At 70.2% G+C, this 14,864-nt stretch carries 13 protein-coding genes; 10 read left to right on the forward strand and 3 right to left on the reverse strand.

Annotation, left to right across the window (positions count from 1 at the left end):
• The first annotated feature begins 44 nt into the window (after positions 1-44).
• The 3 genes from ABD259_RS06525 to ABD259_RS06535 all read left to right on the forward strand — a co-directional run bounded on the left by ABD259_RS06525 (position 45) and on the right by ABD259_RS06535 (position 3,747).
• Positions 45-830: an HNH endonuclease family protein gene (locus ABD259_RS06525; RefSeq protein ID WP_344160838.1), complete on the forward strand. Its 786-nt coding sequence runs from the start codon at positions 45-47 to the stop codon at positions 828-830.
• Positions 831-1,398: 568 nt separating this feature from the next.
• Entirely contained in the window at positions 1,399-2,823 is a 1,425-nt protein-coding gene (locus tag ABD259_RS06530; protein ID WP_344100166.1) for a hypothetical protein, read from the forward strand.
• A gap of 30 nt (positions 2,824-2,853) precedes the next feature.
• On the forward strand, positions 2,854-3,747 hold the full coding sequence (locus ABD259_RS06535; RefSeq protein WP_344160840.1) for a hypothetical protein: 894 nt from the start codon (positions 2,854-2,856) through the stop codon (positions 3,745-3,747).
• A 182-nt stretch (positions 3,748-3,929) separates the two neighbouring features.
• On the opposite strand, the gene ABD259_RS06540 is transcribed toward ABD259_RS06535, so the two are convergent.
• On the reverse strand, positions 3,930-5,132 hold the full coding sequence (locus tag ABD259_RS06540) for an MFS transporter (RefSeq protein WP_344100170.1): 1,203 nt from the start codon (positions 5,130-5,132) through the stop codon (positions 3,930-3,932).
• A 186-nt stretch (positions 5,133-5,318) separates the two neighbouring features.
• Between ABD259_RS06540 and ABD259_RS06545 the strand changes: the two genes are divergently transcribed.
• Entirely contained in the window at positions 5,319-5,885 is a 567-nt protein-coding gene (locus ABD259_RS06545) for a GNAT family N-acetyltransferase (RefSeq protein WP_344100274.1), read from the forward strand.
• Positions 5,886-6,083: 198 nt separating this feature from the next.
• On the forward strand, positions 6,084-7,388 hold the full coding sequence (locus ABD259_RS06550; RefSeq protein WP_344100276.1) for a phosphoribosyltransferase family protein: 1,305 nt from the start codon (positions 6,084-6,086) through the stop codon (positions 7,386-7,388).
• Positions 7,389-7,746: 358 nt separating this feature from the next.
• Here the strand turns inward: ABD259_RS06550 and ABD259_RS06555 are convergent, their stop codons facing one another.
• Both ABD259_RS06555 and ABD259_RS06560 read right to left on the reverse strand, forming a co-directional pair.
• Complete coding sequence (locus ABD259_RS06555) at positions 7,747-8,046, reverse strand: WhiB family transcriptional regulator (RefSeq protein ID WP_269769149.1); 300 nt, start codon at positions 8,044-8,046, stop codon at positions 7,747-7,749.
• Positions 8,047-8,527: 481 nt separating this feature from the next.
• Entirely contained in the window at positions 8,528-9,172 is a 645-nt protein-coding gene (locus ABD259_RS06560) for an MBL fold metallo-hydrolase (RefSeq protein WP_412759345.1), read from the reverse strand.
• Positions 9,173-9,478: 306 nt separating this feature from the next.
• Between ABD259_RS06560 and ABD259_RS06565 the strand changes: the two genes are divergently transcribed.
• The 5 genes from ABD259_RS06565 (at position 9,479) to ABD259_RS06585 (ending at position 14,578) form a co-directional block, all read left to right on the forward strand.
• Entirely contained in the window at positions 9,479-9,886 is a 408-nt protein-coding gene (locus tag ABD259_RS06565) for a YccF domain-containing protein (RefSeq protein ID WP_344100173.1), read from the forward strand.
• 117 nt (positions 9,887-10,003) lie between these two features.
• A complete protein-coding gene (locus ABD259_RS06570) occupies positions 10,004-11,329 on the forward strand; it encodes an AI-2E family transporter (protein ID WP_344100175.1) in 1,326 nt (441 codons plus the stop codon).
• A 252-nt stretch (positions 11,330-11,581) separates the two neighbouring features.
• On the forward strand, positions 11,582-13,180 hold the full coding sequence (locus ABD259_RS06575; protein ID WP_344160842.1) for an ABC-F family ATP-binding cassette domain-containing protein: 1,599 nt from the start codon (positions 11,582-11,584) through the stop codon (positions 13,178-13,180).
• Positions 13,181-13,418: 238 nt separating this feature from the next.
• Positions 13,419-13,625, forward strand: a complete 207-nt coding sequence (locus tag ABD259_RS06580) for a helix-turn-helix domain-containing protein (RefSeq protein ID WP_344100179.1) — start codon at positions 13,419-13,421, stop codon at positions 13,623-13,625.
• 137 nt (positions 13,626-13,762) lie between these two features.
• On the forward strand, positions 13,763-14,578 hold the full coding sequence (locus ABD259_RS06585) for an enoyl-CoA hydratase/isomerase family protein (RefSeq protein ID WP_344160844.1): 816 nt from the start codon (positions 13,763-13,765) through the stop codon (positions 14,576-14,578).
• The last annotated feature ends 286 nt before the right edge of the window (positions 14,579-14,864 follow it).

Genomic DNA, 14,864 nt, shown 5'->3' on the forward strand with positions numbered 1-14,864 from the left:
GGCCTCCCGTTTCCCTCCCTCTGACGCGCACGCAGGAGAATTGAATGAACCGTCCCTCCCGCCGTGAGACCGGTGTGCCCAGCTGGAGACGGCTGACGGGGCTTGTCGCCTCTGTGGTCGTACTCCTCGTACTCGCCGCCCTGACCTCCGCACTCACGGGTAAGGATCTTTTCGAGGCAGCGGGCGATCTCCTGGGAAGGGACGGGAGTTCTGGTTCCTCCTCGACCGGATCCGGCGCGGGGGGTGCGTCTCCGGAGGCGTCCGACGACCGTTGGAACCCCTCTGACCAGGAGGTCACCGAGGCGCGGGAGCGCCTTGCGGAGATCGAAATCGCCGAGCCGCGTCCCCGCGGCGACTACGAGCGCAAGGAGTTCGGTTCCTCCTGGATCGACACCGACAAGAACGGGTGCTCCACCCGCAACGACGTCCTCCGCCGCGACCTTGAGGACGCCCGCGTCAACGCCGACTGCAAGGTGCTGGAGGGGACACTGGAGGACCCCTACACCGGTAAGACGATCGAGTTCAGTGCCGACAAGCCGCAGGCGGTCCAGGTCGACCACCTCGTCCCGCTGTCGCTCGCGTGGAGGATGGGCGCCAGCGAGTGGGATCGCGACAAGCGCGTGCAGTTCGCCAACGATCCGGACAACCTCTTTGCCTCCGATGGCCCGGCCAATATGCAGAAAGGCGACGCGGGGCCGGGGGAGTGGAAGCCGTACGAGGGCTTCCAATGCAGCTACGCGGTGTCCTACGTCGATGTCACCCTCGATTACGGCCTGCCGATCGCCAGGGAGGACAAGGCCGGTCTTGAGGAGATGCTGGGTACCTGCTGACCGCGGACCGGTGGCCGCACGGCCACGGGCCGGCGCGGTTCTGTGACGGGCCGTGAGGCGAGCTAGTGGCTTGTTCTACCACGGCCGGATGTGGACATTTTCGGTATAACTTTTCGGTTGATTGCGGTGATCCTAAACCGGGTTATTCGCGTCCCCTTCGCTGGTTGTCCTGCTGCTCACGGAGAATTACCGCAGGTGAGGGGATGTTTGGGCGATGTGGGCATCCGGTGCGACGCTCCCCGTGCGCCACTGCGCCCCCGCCTTAAGGGGTGCGGCTGCGACCGTGGGCGTTGTCCGAGGTCAGTATCATCTCGTTGGCCCGCCATCACGTCACGGCCCAGTGGCGGCCGATCTTCTTTTCCTCCTGCACTGAGATGTCCCCCGACCCCCGTGCCGGGCGTCCCGCTGGCGCCCCACGCTCGATCACGAACAGGTTCACCATCATCATGAGCGCCGCGTTTCCGCCGCGACGAGGACTGCGTCCCTGTCCCAACGGATCCGCCGCAGGCCGCCCGTCGGTGTGCCCGGACTGCGGACCGCACCCGCGTGCCGACCGGCGGGCGATCGCGTGAGCGGCCGCAGGGAACCGGGACGCCAGCGGGGCTCGGTCGTCATCGTCATCTCGCGCGACGAGCACAGCGCGGAAATCACCATCGAGGGACGCACCCAGGTGGTCACCGGCTCCATCCCCAAGGAGACCCGCCGCGCCGCGCTCGACGTCGCCACCGGATACGCCGCCCACCTCGGCCGTTCCGTCCTGGTCAACGCCAGGGACGCCAACGGCGCCTGGCAGCTCATCATCAGCCCGACGGGTGTGGTCCGGGCGGCAGGCGGTAGCGAAGCCGAACTCGTGGCTCGGCCCGCCGCCAAGCGCCAGAGGAAGGGAAAGAAGGTCGCCCTCGCCCTGTCCGGTGGCGCGCTGGCGGTTGTCGCGGCCCTCGCTGTCGGTGCCGTATGGGTCTGGGGGCCCGACGGGACCAACACCACGGTCAACAACGGCGGTGCCGAGGAATCCGGCGTCCTCCTGGAGGCCCGCGCCGCACCGCCGGGGTTCTCGCGGGAAGCGGCGTGGAGGCTCCCAACACGGACCGGGACCCGCCCGGCCCTCGCTCCCGATGGGAGCCTGGCCGCTTACATCAACCCCAACGACGAGCTCGTGGTCGTCGACCCCGAGGGCGAGCAGAAGTGGTCGGCCAAACTTCCCCTCGCCTCCTCGGACATCGTGGGGGCACCGGTCTTCGTGGGCGCGGACGACGGCTACGGGATGGCGGTCACCGACAACGAGACCCTGTGGCAGTGGCCGGTCGGCGGAGGTGACCCCGAGGCCATCAAGCTGCCCGACGACGCCCGCGTGACCTTCGCCGGGACGAGCCCCCTTGTCCTCGATCCAAGCGATGCCTACATCCCGGACGGCGGGAAGCTGGCGAAGATCAAGGTCCCCTCCGGGTTCGGCGCGATGATCGCCGACGGCGGCCGTGTCCTCACGGGCGTCAAGACCGGCAGGTGGATCTGGGTGACCGCCGACGACGCCGACGGCAAGGAGATCGTGCCGAAGGCGCCTTCCGGAGCCGACCGGCCGATCGAGCTGCTCACCGCCCGCGCGGACTACACCGTCGTCCTCTGGGAAGCCGAGGATGGAGACGACGACCTGCTCGCCGTGCACGACGCCCAGGACGGCGCACCGATCGCCGCGGCCGCGGTCGACGGCGATGAACTCGCTGAAGCCCGGTGGGTGCGGGACGGCTCTCGTGCGGCCTACGGCCCGGTGATCTTCGACCTCGAATCCGGTGACGCGCGCACGCTTGAGGGGTTCAGTCCCGTCAGCGTGGCCGGCGACATGGTCTACGGCGAAGCCGTCGGCGCCCGTGTCGCGGTTCCTGCTGGCGGCGCCCCCATCGATATGGACATGGACGCGGTCCGGCCCTGGGGGCTGCTCGGCGACCGCGCCATCGTCATCGCCAATGGCGACCTCTATGCCCTCTCCCCCGAATAGAAGTATCCCCCGATGAAAGAAAGGAGCAGGATGTCCTTTACAGCACGCGCGGTCACTGTGACCGCCGCGGGTCTGATGGCCGCCGGATTCCACGCGGCCCCGGCGTTCGCGGACACTGTCGCGGAGGCGGCCCCCGAGGCCGCCGAAGCGCCTGCGACCACGAGCGAAGCCCCCCAGGGGGCTCCGGCCACCACGGCGTCGCTCGCCGCTTCCGCGGAGACGGCACCGGTGACCTTCGCCCCGCCTGTGGACGAGGGGCAGCCGGGCGACGACGGTGGCGGCGGTGACGTCGACCCGGGCGATGACGGCGGCGACAGCGGCGCCGGCGAACCCGGCGGCGGTGACGGCTCTGGTCAGCCGGGTGGTGGTGACGACGGCTCTAGTCAGCCGGGTGGTGGTGACGACGGCTCGGGTGAACCGGGTGGTGGTGACAACGGTTCCGGTGAGCCGGACCCGAACCAGCCTGGCGAGCCGGGTGGTGGTGACGACGGCTCGGGTGAACCGGGTGGTGGTGACAACGGTTCCGGTGAGCCGGACCCGAACCAGCCTGGTGAGCCCGGCGACGACCAGAACCCGGGTACCCCCGAGAAGCCCGGGACTCCGGAGGAGCCGGGTAAGCCCGGTAAGCCCGGCCCTGAGGGCCCTCAGGGACCCCAGGGGCCCCAGGGGCCTCAGGGTCCGCAAGGCCCCACGGGTCCGCAGGGTGAGCAGGGCTCAGCCGGTTCGGGTGCGACCGACGCCGACGGCCAGACCGCTCCGCAGCAGGGCACGTCCTCCAACGGTGGCGGCACCACCAAGGCCGGCCAGCAGCTGCCGGTCACCGGTGTCGACCTGTCGGGTTTCGTGCTCGGTGGTGCGGTCATCGCCGGTATCGGCGCGATGACCGTGTTCGCCTCTCGGGGCCGCGCTCCGCAGCTGCGCTAGGACAGGCGGCGATCACCGCGCGGGCGACCACGTGACGTGAGGCGTCGATGCCGTAGGGCTGTTGGCCCGAACGGTACGGCGGCGAACTGAGCAAGGAGCCCGAGCACGCGGACATCCCCAATCCCGTCCCGGGCCACCACTGTGGCCCGGGACGGCCTAAGTTCGGGTGATCTGACCGGGATCTACGCGCGCGGACGCAGGGTCGCGGCGAGCAGCGCCGCGCACAGCGACCCCAGCGGAACCAGCCACAGCGCCGTCCCGAGCGACGAAGCGTCGGCGACCGTCCCGACCAGCGGTGGGAACGTCAGGAACCCCAGGCGTCCCAGCCACCCCACGACCACCACCCCGTCCCCGCTGCGCACGCCCGGAACTTCGCCAGCCGACGCCAGTGTGAGTGGAAAGAGTGTCGCCACCCCCAGGCCGACCAGGCCGAACCCCGCGATCGTCGTCGCGGTCCCCGGCCACAGCAACGCCCCCGCCATCCCCGTGGCCGCCAGCAGCGTGCCTCCGCGTGCCACCGCCACCGCGCCGAACCGGTCGGTCAGCCGGTCGCCGGTCAGCCTCCCTACGGTCATCATCGACTGGCAGGCGATGAACGGCAGGCTCGCGAGCATCAGCGGCGCACCGAGCTCGCCGTGCGTGTAGACCGCGCCCCAGGACGCAGCCGCGTCCTCGATCGCTCCCGCTAGCATCAGCAGCAGGCTCAATGCCAGCAGCGTTCCGACCGCACAACGCGCACGCCGCAGCAGGTCCCGCGGCCCTTGCGCGGGTCCGCCACCAATGTCGCGTTCGGCGTGCTCCGGTCCCGGAAGCAGGAATCGGGACGACGCCAGCGCCGCGGCGGCGAGGACGACCGCGACCCCTCCCAAGTGGGCCGGCAGGGGGACACCCAGCTGCGCCGCGCTCGCTCCGACCAGCCCCCCGCTGACCGCCGCAATGCTCCACAGCGCGTGGAACAGGTTGATGATGGACCGGCCGTAGCGGCGCTGTACCCGCAGCGCGTGCGCGTTCATCGCTGAGTCCATCCACGCGTCGGCGCATCCCAGCGCGAACAGCGCCGCGGCCAACGTCCCCCATCGCGGCGCCGCCGCCACCAACGGGAGCACACCGGCGCCGAGCACTCCTGAGGCCACCGCGACCCTGCCGCTGCCGAACCGCCTGATCAGCGGACCGGCCAGCATGCCGGTCAGCAGCGCCCCGAACGGCATCGCCGCGATCGCCGCCCCCAGAGCGGCGTTGGACAAGCCCAGACTGTCCTTGATCGCGGGAAGCCACGGCACCACGTTGGTGTAGGTGAACCCGTTGACGAGGAAGAGGACCGCCACCGCACCCCGCGCGTGGCCGGCCTCCCGACCCGGTGTCCGTGCTTGACGACCGATCGCCACGTGAGCCTCCCGGATGCCCACGCGGCCTCTGGCGACGCCGCGCGTCCGGACATCGTAGGGGTTGCGTTCGATCGGGAGTGCCCTATACGTATGATCTTCTGGCAGATTCCGCCGACCTATGACGATCGCGACGCCCCCAGCCGGATCCCCGCTCGTCCGGCCGATGACGACCGGAGCCCCTCAACGATGATCGACCTGAGCGCGCTGCGTGAAAAACCCACTCTGTCGGGTGAGCACGTCCGCCTGGTGCCGGTACGGGAGGAGCACGCCGACGACTTCTACGCCTCGATGCGGGACCAGGAGGTCCGCCGCCTGACCGGGACGCATCGGCGGTTCACCTACACCGAAGTCCGCCAGTGGTGCGCCACCAGAGGCGAGCAGGCCGACCGGGTGGATCTGGCCATCATCGAGCGGTCGTCGGGGCGCTTCCTCGGTGAGCTGGCCCTGAACGACATCGATCCCGACAACGAGAGCGCCGCCTACCGCATCGCGCTGTCGGCCATCGAGTTCACCGGGCAGGGAATCGGCAAGGAGGCCACTCGCCTGGTGCTGGAGTACGCCTTCGACCGTCTGGGGCTGCACCGCGTCTGGCTCGACGTCTACGCCTTCAACATGCGGGCGATCGCCGTCTACCGTGCCTGCGGATTCAGCGTCGAGGGCCGCCTGCGCGACGCACTGCTGTGGGAGGGGCGCCGCCACGACGCCCTGATCATGGCGGTACTGGAAAACGACTACCGCAAGGCACTGGGCTGAGGCGGGACCTGGGGGCGCGGCCGGTTCCCCGCGGCGTGGGCCTTCGACGGCCCCGGTCGCCCACGGGTGGAGATTTGCTCGCCGAGGATGTTGTCCAAGGTAGGGAAACGGGTATCCCGGTAGCACTTTCTCCACCGCACCTCGGGAGGGGAGCGGCGTCGCCACCGCCGCACCGGCGGGCGGAGACGCCGGATGACCATGAATCCGCTACCCGTATCGTTGCCGTTTACCGATCGCTCCGAGGCCGGGCGTCGGCTCGCCGAGCGCGTGCGCACGTTGGACCTCCGCAATGAGCCCATCGTGCTGGCCCTTCCACGCGGCGGGGTGCCGGTCGCTGCCGAACTGGCCCGCCGTCTGCGGATCCCCCTGGACGTCCTGATGGTGCGCAAGATCGGCCTGCCCGGCCACGCCGAGCTGGGGGTGGGCGCGATCGCCGAGGACGGACAGGTCGCCTTCGACGACGTCGCCCTCGCGCGCCTGCATGTGTCCCGGGACGCGCTGATGGCCACCGTCGACCAGGAACGGGCTGAGCTGGACCGGCGCCTGCGCGCCTACCGCGGGTCGCGCGGGGCGCCGCGCCTGGCCGACCGGGATGTGATCGTCGTGGACGACGGTGTCGCCACAGGCGGCACCGCGCGCTCGGCGCTGCGCATGGTCCGCCGCGCCCATCCGGCGCGGCTCGTGCTGGCGGTCCCCGTTGGTTCGCAGTCGGCGATGGAGGCGCTGCGCCCCGAGGTCGACGACCTGGTGGTGCTGACGGCGCCGGAGAACTTCCATGCCGTGGGGGAGTGGTACCGCGACTTCGCCCAGCTCACCGACGCCGACGTGACGGCCCTGTTGACCGAACTGCGCGAGGCCGAGACCGGCGGCGAGGCGGAGCGCGCGGTCCGCATCCGCGCGGGCGACGTCTACCTCGACGGGGATCTCGCGACCCCGGCCAACGTGCGCGGGGCTGTGGTCGTCGCGCTCGGCCACGGGCGGCACGACCCGCGGCACCGGTCGGTCGCCGCGCGGACGCGCCGGTCGGGGCTGGCCACCCTGCTCATCGATCTGTTCACCGCGGAGGAGTGGAACCGCGTCAATGGCGGGGGCGAGGAGGTCACCGCCATGACGCTGGGCGAGCGGTTGGAAGAGGTGGTGGGGTGGCTGCGCCGGGCCACCGAGCTGGGCGACGCCCGCGTCGGATTGTTCGGGTCGGGGGCCGGGGCGCCGGCGGCGCTGGTGGCCGCCGCGGGGCGCCCCGACGACGTCGCGGCGGTCGCGGCCCACGGTGGCCGGATCGACCTGGCCGAGGAGCGACTGCCCGGCGTACGCGCGCCGACCCTCGTGCTGGTCCAGGGCGACGATTCCTTCCTCCGGGAACTCGCCGAGTGGGCGATGAGTCGCATGGGAGCACCGCACGAGCTGTGCGTGGTCCCCGGGGCCGAGCAGCTGCTCGGTGAGCCTGGCGGGTGGCAGGAGGTCAGGGACGCTGTGGCCGAGTGGTTCGACCGGCACCTCTGATTCGGCACTCGGGCGGGGGACGCGTGGCGCGCGGTGCTCGGCCCCGTGCCACGGTCGGGTCGTGCGGGTGCGCCACTGGCCGGGAAGCGCGGGGGTGGCGCCACCGGTGCTGGAGCGGTTCTCGCTCAGCGCGCCATGGCCCGACGACCGCGTGCTGTGGCGGTTGCGGAGGATGGCGAGGAAAGAAAGGGGCCAGAAAACCCGTGGCGCCCTCGACGTGTGCTACGTCGGGGCGCCACGGGTGAATATTTGAGGCCGGGGCCGCAAAGGGAACTGGGATCATCCCCGCGGGTACGGGGACACCTGGTGTCATGCCTCCGCCCGCTGCCAGGGGCAGAGCCCGGGGAGAGAAGCCGGATCAGGCGGCGTTGGCGCGGCGCATGCGGCGCCGGCGCTCCGAGGCCCGCTCGTCTTCGTTGAGGCCGCCCCAGGTGCCGTACTTCTCAGGCCGCGAGATCGCGTAGTCGAGACACTCGGTACGGACCGGGCAGGCACCACAGATTTCCTTTGCCTTGCGCTCGCGAATCTCCCGCTCCGGCTGGCGCTCGCCATCGGGGCCGAAGAAGAGCACGAGGTCTTCGCCCCGGCACGCGGCGGCATCCTGCCACCCCCAGCTCGGGCGGGGGCGCAGCGCGGCCTGCCGACGTACCTGAGACATGGTTGAACCACCTCTACTGAATTCGCTAGTAAGCTGTTGAACAGCTAGGGTCAGAACAAAACGTTGGTCATACGGCGTGAGGCACCCCGCACGACGCAACGCCGTGCGATGCTTCGGTGTTCCCGGTGTGGCGGAGACCACTGCGGCGCAGATCCGCCGAAGACGGCGGGCGCTCACGCAAACGGCCGGGGAGGCGATCCCGCACTCCCTGCGAGCCGGTACGTAATCATGCCATCCCCACTCCCGCTTGCGCACGGGGGGTGGGGAAATTACTCGCTCAACCGTTACCTCAACCGCCCGATCCGCGACCGATCTTTGCGGATCTGTCCGGTTTTGGTCGTGAATCACGAGAACCGGCCTGCTTCAGCCAGACCTCAGACATCGTATGGGGGATTTCGGTCCGTGCCTAGGGGGAGACCCTGATGCACGCATCACATTCCGGTCTAGACCAAGACGGTACGGCGCCGCGCCGTCCGCGCAGCTAGAGGTCGTGCTGCTCGCCCGGGAGCAGCCGCGTGTAGTCGACGTCGGCCACCGTCATCTTCAGTACGCGGGCGTAGATGCCCGCTCCATCCTCGTTGAGCAGGCCGTCGTGGATGGCGAGAGCGGTGCGCGGCGCGACCCGGCGGAGGTAGTCGATCACCTCGCTCACCTTCGACCACGGTGCCTGCACCGGAACCAGGAGCGTGGTCACTGGATCCTCGGGCACGGTCAGCGCGTCCCCCGGGTGGAACACCCCACCAGCCGATGTGTCGATCCGGAAACCGATGTTGGTTATGACCGGAATGTCGGGGTGGATCACCGCGTGCCGCTCCCCGTAAACATGCGCGTCGAACCCGGCGATGCGGGGCGTGTCGCCGTGGGCCACCGCGTGCACCCGCGCGCCCAAGTCGCGGAGCTCGTCCAGCTGCGCGGCGATCCCCGCGTGCGTATAGATCTCCACGCCGGGGCGGGCCCGCACCGCCGCCCGCAGCCGGTCCAGGTCGAAGTGGTCCGGATGCTCGTGGGTGACCGCGATGGCGTCGGCCCCCACCGCCGCATCGGGTTCGCTGAAGCCTCCCGGGTCGATGACCAGGGTGGCGCCGTCCCGCTCCAGGCGCACGCAGGCGTGCCCGTGCTTGGTCATGCGCGTCGTGCCGGTGTGCACGGTCAAATGGTCCTTTCCCTCTACGTCGAACCGTCGAGCCGGGGGATGAGGTCCCGGGCGCGGCCGCGCCCAGGACGCCACGCAACGTCGCACCGACCCTATCGGCGACCCGGCTTGCGGACAGGGGCACGAATCGCCGTGCCCCCGACCCTTAGGGGAAGAGTGCGGGGGACAGCAGGGAACGGACAGCGCCGCGACATCGTCCGATGGAGGTAAACATGAACCGGGGCGCCGTCATCCTCAGGCCTCCGGACGAACCGCATACCAACGTAGAAACGAGGAAGCGTGGCTCTGCTGCGGCTTATTCTCAACATCATCTGGCTGGTCGTCGCCGGCTTCTGGCTGGCGCTCGGCTACGTGGTCGCCGGCCTCATCTGCTGCGTCCTCATTGTCACCATCCCCTTCGGTGTCGCCTCGTTCCGCATGGCGAACTACGCGCTGTGGCCGTTCGGCCGGGAACTCGCGCGCCGGCCGGGGGCGGGCGGCGGCAGTACACTGCTCAATGTCATCTGGATCATCGTGGCCGGGTGGTGGCTGACCATCGGCCACATCGCGACGGCGCTCGGCTTGGCCGTGACCATCATCGGCCTGCCCTTGGCCTGGGCCTCGCTGAAGATGATCCCGGTGGCGCTCGCTCCGTTCGGCAACGAGATCGTGCACAGTGGTCGTGTCCGGGAACCGTGGCAGTTGTGACGCGGTCGCCGAGGTGCACGCGGGCGACGCGGCCCCGCGGGGCCGCGACGTGGGGGAGTGCCGTTCGGGAACAGGGGCGCGGTCCGCGTCCGGGGCCGCGGTCAGCCCGGTGACCGGGTGCGCGGCAGGGTAATCAGCAAAGGGGCCGATGTGTGGATGAACCGGCCGGGGACGTGGTCGTTCCTGGAGTCGTTCTTGAAGAGGCGGAAGACGGCGCGGACGGTCGTGGCCGAGCAGCCCGATCCCGAACCGGCGCCCGACCCGCGGGACGCGGCCGCCCCCGACGATGACGACCTGCTGTTCCGCATGAGCGCCGCCGCCTGGCGGATCCTCGTCATCGGGCTGTTCATCGCGGTCATCATCTACCTCCTGGTGCAGATCCGGCTCGCGGTCATCCCCGTGGTCCTGGCCGTCTTCGTCACCGCCCTGCTCATGCCGCCCACCAACTGGATGCGCCGACACGGCATGGGGCGGGGGTCCTCCACGACCATCTCCATGATCGGCGCGCTCGTGGTGCTCAGCGGCGTCATCACGATGATCGTGCAGCCCGCCATCGACGGCTTCAGCGGACTGGTCAAGAGTGTGCAGGAGGCCGTGGACGGCCTCCCGAAGCTGGCCGAGGCGATGGGGCAGGACCCCAAGGTGGTCGACCAGCTCATCAAGAACATCACCGAGCAGGCGCAAGGGGCGCTGCAGGAGGACTGGGCCACCTGGGTCAGCCAGGCGTGGGCCGCCGGTTCCAGCGTGGCCGAGCTCCTGGTGGGCCTGATCCTGGTCCTGGTGCTGACCATCTACTTCGTGCACTCCGGCGACCGGCTGGTGACCTGGCTCCTCAGCCTCTTCCCGGCGCAGACGCGGCGCTCCCTGGGGGCCGCCGGGGAGGTCGCCTACGGGGTGATGGGCCGCTACGTCCGCGGCGTAGCCCTGGTCGGCCTCATCGACGCGGTCGGCATCGGTGTCTTCCTGATCTTCCTGATCGACCCCAGCCTCGCGATCCCCCTGATCGTCCTCACCTTCATCGGCGCGTTCCTGCCGGTCATCGGCGCCTTCGTGACCGGCCTGCTGGCCGCGCTCGTCGCGCTGGTCACCGAGGACTGGGTCATCGCGCTCATCGTCGTCGCCGTCGTCGTCATCGTCCAGCAGCTGGAGAGCCACGTCTTCGCCCCGCGCGTCTACGGCAAGGCGCTGGAGCTGCCCTCCGCCGTGGTGCTGCTGGCGATCACCATCGGCGGGCTGGTCGCCAGCATCGCGGGGATGTTCCTGGCCACCCCCACGGTCGCGGTGCTCGCGGCACTGCTGCGCAATCGCCCCGCCACACCGCCCGCCGCGGAGCAGGTCGAGGAGGGGGACGACGACTCGGGCGGGGAGCCCGCCCCCGCGGCGGCAGCCCCGCCCGCCTCTACCACCCCGGAGCGGTCGGAACAGGACACCACCGAGCAGTGAGCGCCCGGCGGGGCCCGCACCGGCGACGGTCCGGTGCGGCCCCCGCCGCTGCGGGTCAACCGGGAGGACGACGAGGGAGCAGGAGGGCGGTGAAAATCACGCGCGCCGGCCGCCACGTTGCGGATACTGTTGAGCCCGTGCGTGTGATTCCGGACTGATCCCCCGTCCCGTTCCCTTCGGCCCCGGCCATGACCGAGTGCGCCCGATGACGCCGCCGCACACCCTCGTTAGAGAGAAAGTTCCTCTACTCCTATGCTGATCGCTTCTGATCTGGAAATGCGTGTGGGCTCCCGGCTGCTGCTGGAGTCCGCTTCCTTTCGCGTCGGGGCCGGTGACCGTATCGGGCTGGTCGGCCGCAACGGCGCCGGGAAGACGACGCTGACCAAGGTCCTGGCCGGAGAGGGGCTCCCCGCAGCGGGGCAGGTGACCTCCACGGGCACCATTGGCTACCTCCCGCAGGACCCCCGCACCGCCGACCCTGACGAGATCGCCCTCGACCGCGTCCTCTCGGCGCGCGGGATCGACGACGCGCTCCGCGAGATGCGCGTCGCCGAGGAGAAGATGGGCAGCGACGACCAGAAGACGCGCGACAAGGGCGTGCGCGCCTACGCGCGGGCCGAGGAGCGCCTGCACATCCTCGGCGGATACACGGCCGAGTCGGAGGCCGCCTCCATCGCCAGCAGCCTCGGCCTCGACCAGCGGGTTCTCGGCCAGCCGCTCGGTACGCTCTCCGGTGGCCAGCGCCGCCGGATCGAGCTGGCGCGCATCCTGTTCAGCGGGGCCGACACCCTTTTGCTGGACGAACCGACCAACCACCTCGACGGCGACTCGATCGTCTGGCTGCGCGACTTCCTCAAGTCCCACCAGGGCGGCCTGATCGTCATCAGCCACGATGTCGACCTGGTCGACGAGGTCGTCAACAAGGTCTTCTACCTGGACGCCAATCGCTGCGTCATCGACATCTACAACATGGGCTGGAAGGCCTACCAGACCCAGCGCGAGGCCGACGAGCGGCGCCGCAAGCGCGAGCAGGCCAACGCCGAGAAGCAGGCCAGCGCGCTGCAGAAGCAGGCCGACAAGTTCCGTGCCAAGGCCACCAAGGCCAGAGCGGCCCACCAGATGGAGAACCGCGCGGAGAAGATCCTCAACTCGGTGCAGGGGCAGCGCAAGGTCGACCGCGTCGCCAAACTCCGCTTCCCCGACCCCGCCCCCAGCGGGCGCACCCCCCTCATGGCCGAGGGGCTGTCCAAGTCCTACGGGTCGCTGGAGATCTTCTCCGGGGTGGACCTGGCCATCGACCGCGGGAGCCGGGTGGTCATCCTCGGCCTCAACGGCGCGGGCAAGACCACGCTGCTGCGCCTGCTGGCCGGGGTCGAGAGTCCCGACACCGGCAGGGTCATCGAGGGGCACGGGCTGCGCCTGGGGTACTACGCCCAGGAGCACGAGACGCTCGACCCCGGCCGGTCGGTGCTGGAGAACATGATGAGCGCCGCCCCCGACCTGCCCGAGGTGGAGGCACGGCGCACGCTCGGCTCCTTCCTGTTCACCGGTGACGATGTCGACAAGCCCGCGGCGGTGCTCTCGGGCGGTGAGAAGACCCGCCTGGCGCTGGCCACGCTGGTCGTCTCCAGCGCCAACGTGCTGCTGCTCGACGAGCCCACCAACAACCTCGACCCGGCCAGCCGCGAGGAGATCCTCGCCGCGCTGCGGAACTACAAGGGCGCCATCGTGCTGGTCACGCACGACGAGGGCGCGGTCGACGCGCTGCAGCCGGAACGGGTGATCCTGCTGCCCGACGGTGTCGAGGACATCTGGAACGCCGAGTTCGCCGACCTCATCGCCCTGGCCTGAGCCGCATCGGACGCGGGGCCGCCCGGGCGCGGGCGGCCGGCCGGCGTACACGGACGTTCTTATAGGCCCTTGGGTTGACACACTTCCGGTTTCGGCCGGGGTTATCTACGGCCCGAAATCCGCCCTCTCGCTCGACACTCCGGTGTGCCGCTGCTGATGGGTAGCCAGTCGCGTCGCCATGGCTGATCATGGTCTGCAATGTCGCTACACGATCACTGAGAGCACACAGGAGGAACTCGTGGCCGAGACCTTGAGAAAAGGCACCCGCGTGACGGGCAACGAGCGCTCTGAGCTCGCGAGTGAGCTCAAGAGACGTTATGACGACGGCGAGAGCATCCGCTCACTGGCCGCCTCGACGGGGCGTTCCTATGGGTTCGTGCACCGTCTTCTCACGGAAGCGGGCGTGACTTTGCGTGGTCGTGGCGGTGCGACCCGTCGCGGCTGATCACGCGGTGATCGCTCCCGGTTGGGGCGGCCCCCATCGGAGCCCGCCAGTGCCGGCGGACTAGGGTGGGCGACCGTCGAAGGTGAACCGAAGGCGCGCCCGGCGGGCCGGGTGCAGCGGATGTGCGGAGGCAGGACATGGTGGAGACGGCACTCCCCTCGAAGGACGATCTGGCGGCGGCCGGGCTGCGGCTGGAGGTCGAGGACGCGGTCGCGAAGATCACCCTGTCCCGCCCCGAGCGTCGCAACGCCATGACGGGACGCACCTGGACGACTTTGGCCCATGTCGGCCACACGCTGCCCCCATCTGTCCGAATTGTTGTAGTTGATGGTGAAGGATCAACCTTCTCCTCGGGCATCGACCTCGCCATGTTCTCCCCGGAGGGTGTCGAAGGAGAGACATCCGTCCTGCAGAACATCGGGGACGACGCCGAGAGCCGCTCGGCCCTGGACGCGACGATCGCCGGGTACCAGGAGGGCTTCCTCTGGCTGCGCCGACCCGACATCGTGTCGATCGCGGCGGTGCGCGGCCACGCCATCGGTGCAGGGTTCCAGCTCGCCCTCGCCTGCGACCTGCGGGTGCTGGCTGACGACGCGCAGCTGTGCATGAAGGAGCCCGCGCTCGGACTGGTCCCCGACCTCACCGGCACCAAGCCGCTGGTGGACATCGTCGGGGTGAGCCGCGCCATCGAGCTGTGCCTCACGACGCGCACCGTGGGCGCGGCCGAGGCGCGCGAGCTCCGGCTCGCCGAGCTCGTGGTCGGCGGCTCGGAACTGGACTCGGCCGTGCGGGACCTGGTGTCGGCGCTGCTCGCCACCTCGCCCGAGGCCGCCGCCGCGACCAAGGAACTGCTGCTCCAGGCCCCCCACAACAGCCTGGAGGAGCAGATCGTGGCCGAGCGGCGGGCGCAGGCCGATCGGCTCAACGCTCTCGCCCGACAGCTCGGAGGCTGACAAGGCGCGGCTGCGGCCGGGGTACCCCGGCCGCAGCCGCCGGGCGAGGGAGGCGTGGATCACCCGGGAATTCGCCGGGCCGCGCCCCCGTTGTGGGATGAGTTCTAGTACGCTGCATCAAGCGGTCAATTCATGCTGCGCGCATCCGGCGCGCCGGGCCGCTCGGCGCCGGGGGAATCTTTCCATCACCCCCGAGTCGCGTTTCCGGCGCGTTTGTGTGATTTCTTCGCTGTGCCCGTAGGGTTGCGGAGCCTTCCTCGAAACGCCGCCGATTGATGAGGAAGGT

The organism is Nocardiopsis rhodophaea (assembly GCF_039530945.1).
GTDB lineage: Bacteria > Actinomycetota > Actinomycetes > Streptosporangiales > Streptosporangiaceae > Nocardiopsis_C > Nocardiopsis_C rhodophaea.

Bases quoted from the DNA above. Each gene is read 5' to 3' on its own strand.
- ABD259_RS06575 (WP_344160842.1), top strand. From the start codon at position 11,582: ATGCTGATCGCTTCTGATCTGGAAATGCGTGTGGGCTCCCGGCTGCTG.
- ABD259_RS06555 (WP_269769149.1), bottom strand. From the start codon at position 8,046: ATGTCTCAGGTACGTCGGCAGGCCGCGCTGCGCCCCCGCCCGAGCTGG.
- ABD259_RS06585 (WP_344160844.1), top strand. From the start codon at position 13,763: ATGGTGGAGACGGCACTCCCCTCGAAGGACGATCTGGCGGCGGCCGGG.
- ABD259_RS06535 (WP_344160840.1), top strand. From the start codon at position 2,854: ATGTCCTTTACAGCACGCGCGGTCACTGTGACCGCCGCGGGTCTGATG.
- ABD259_RS06560 (WP_412759345.1), bottom strand. From the start codon at position 9,172: ATGACCAAGCACGGGCACGCCTGCGTGCGCCTGGAGCGGGACGGCGCC.
- ABD259_RS06550 (WP_344100276.1), top strand. From the start codon at position 6,084: ATGAATCCGCTACCCGTATCGTTGCCGTTTACCGATCGCTCCGAGGCC.
- ABD259_RS06525 (WP_344160838.1), top strand. From the start codon at position 45: ATGAACCGTCCCTCCCGCCGTGAGACCGGTGTGCCCAGCTGGAGACGG.
- ABD259_RS06545 (WP_344100274.1), top strand. From the start codon at position 5,319: ATGATCGACCTGAGCGCGCTGCGTGAAAAACCCACTCTGTCGGGTGAG.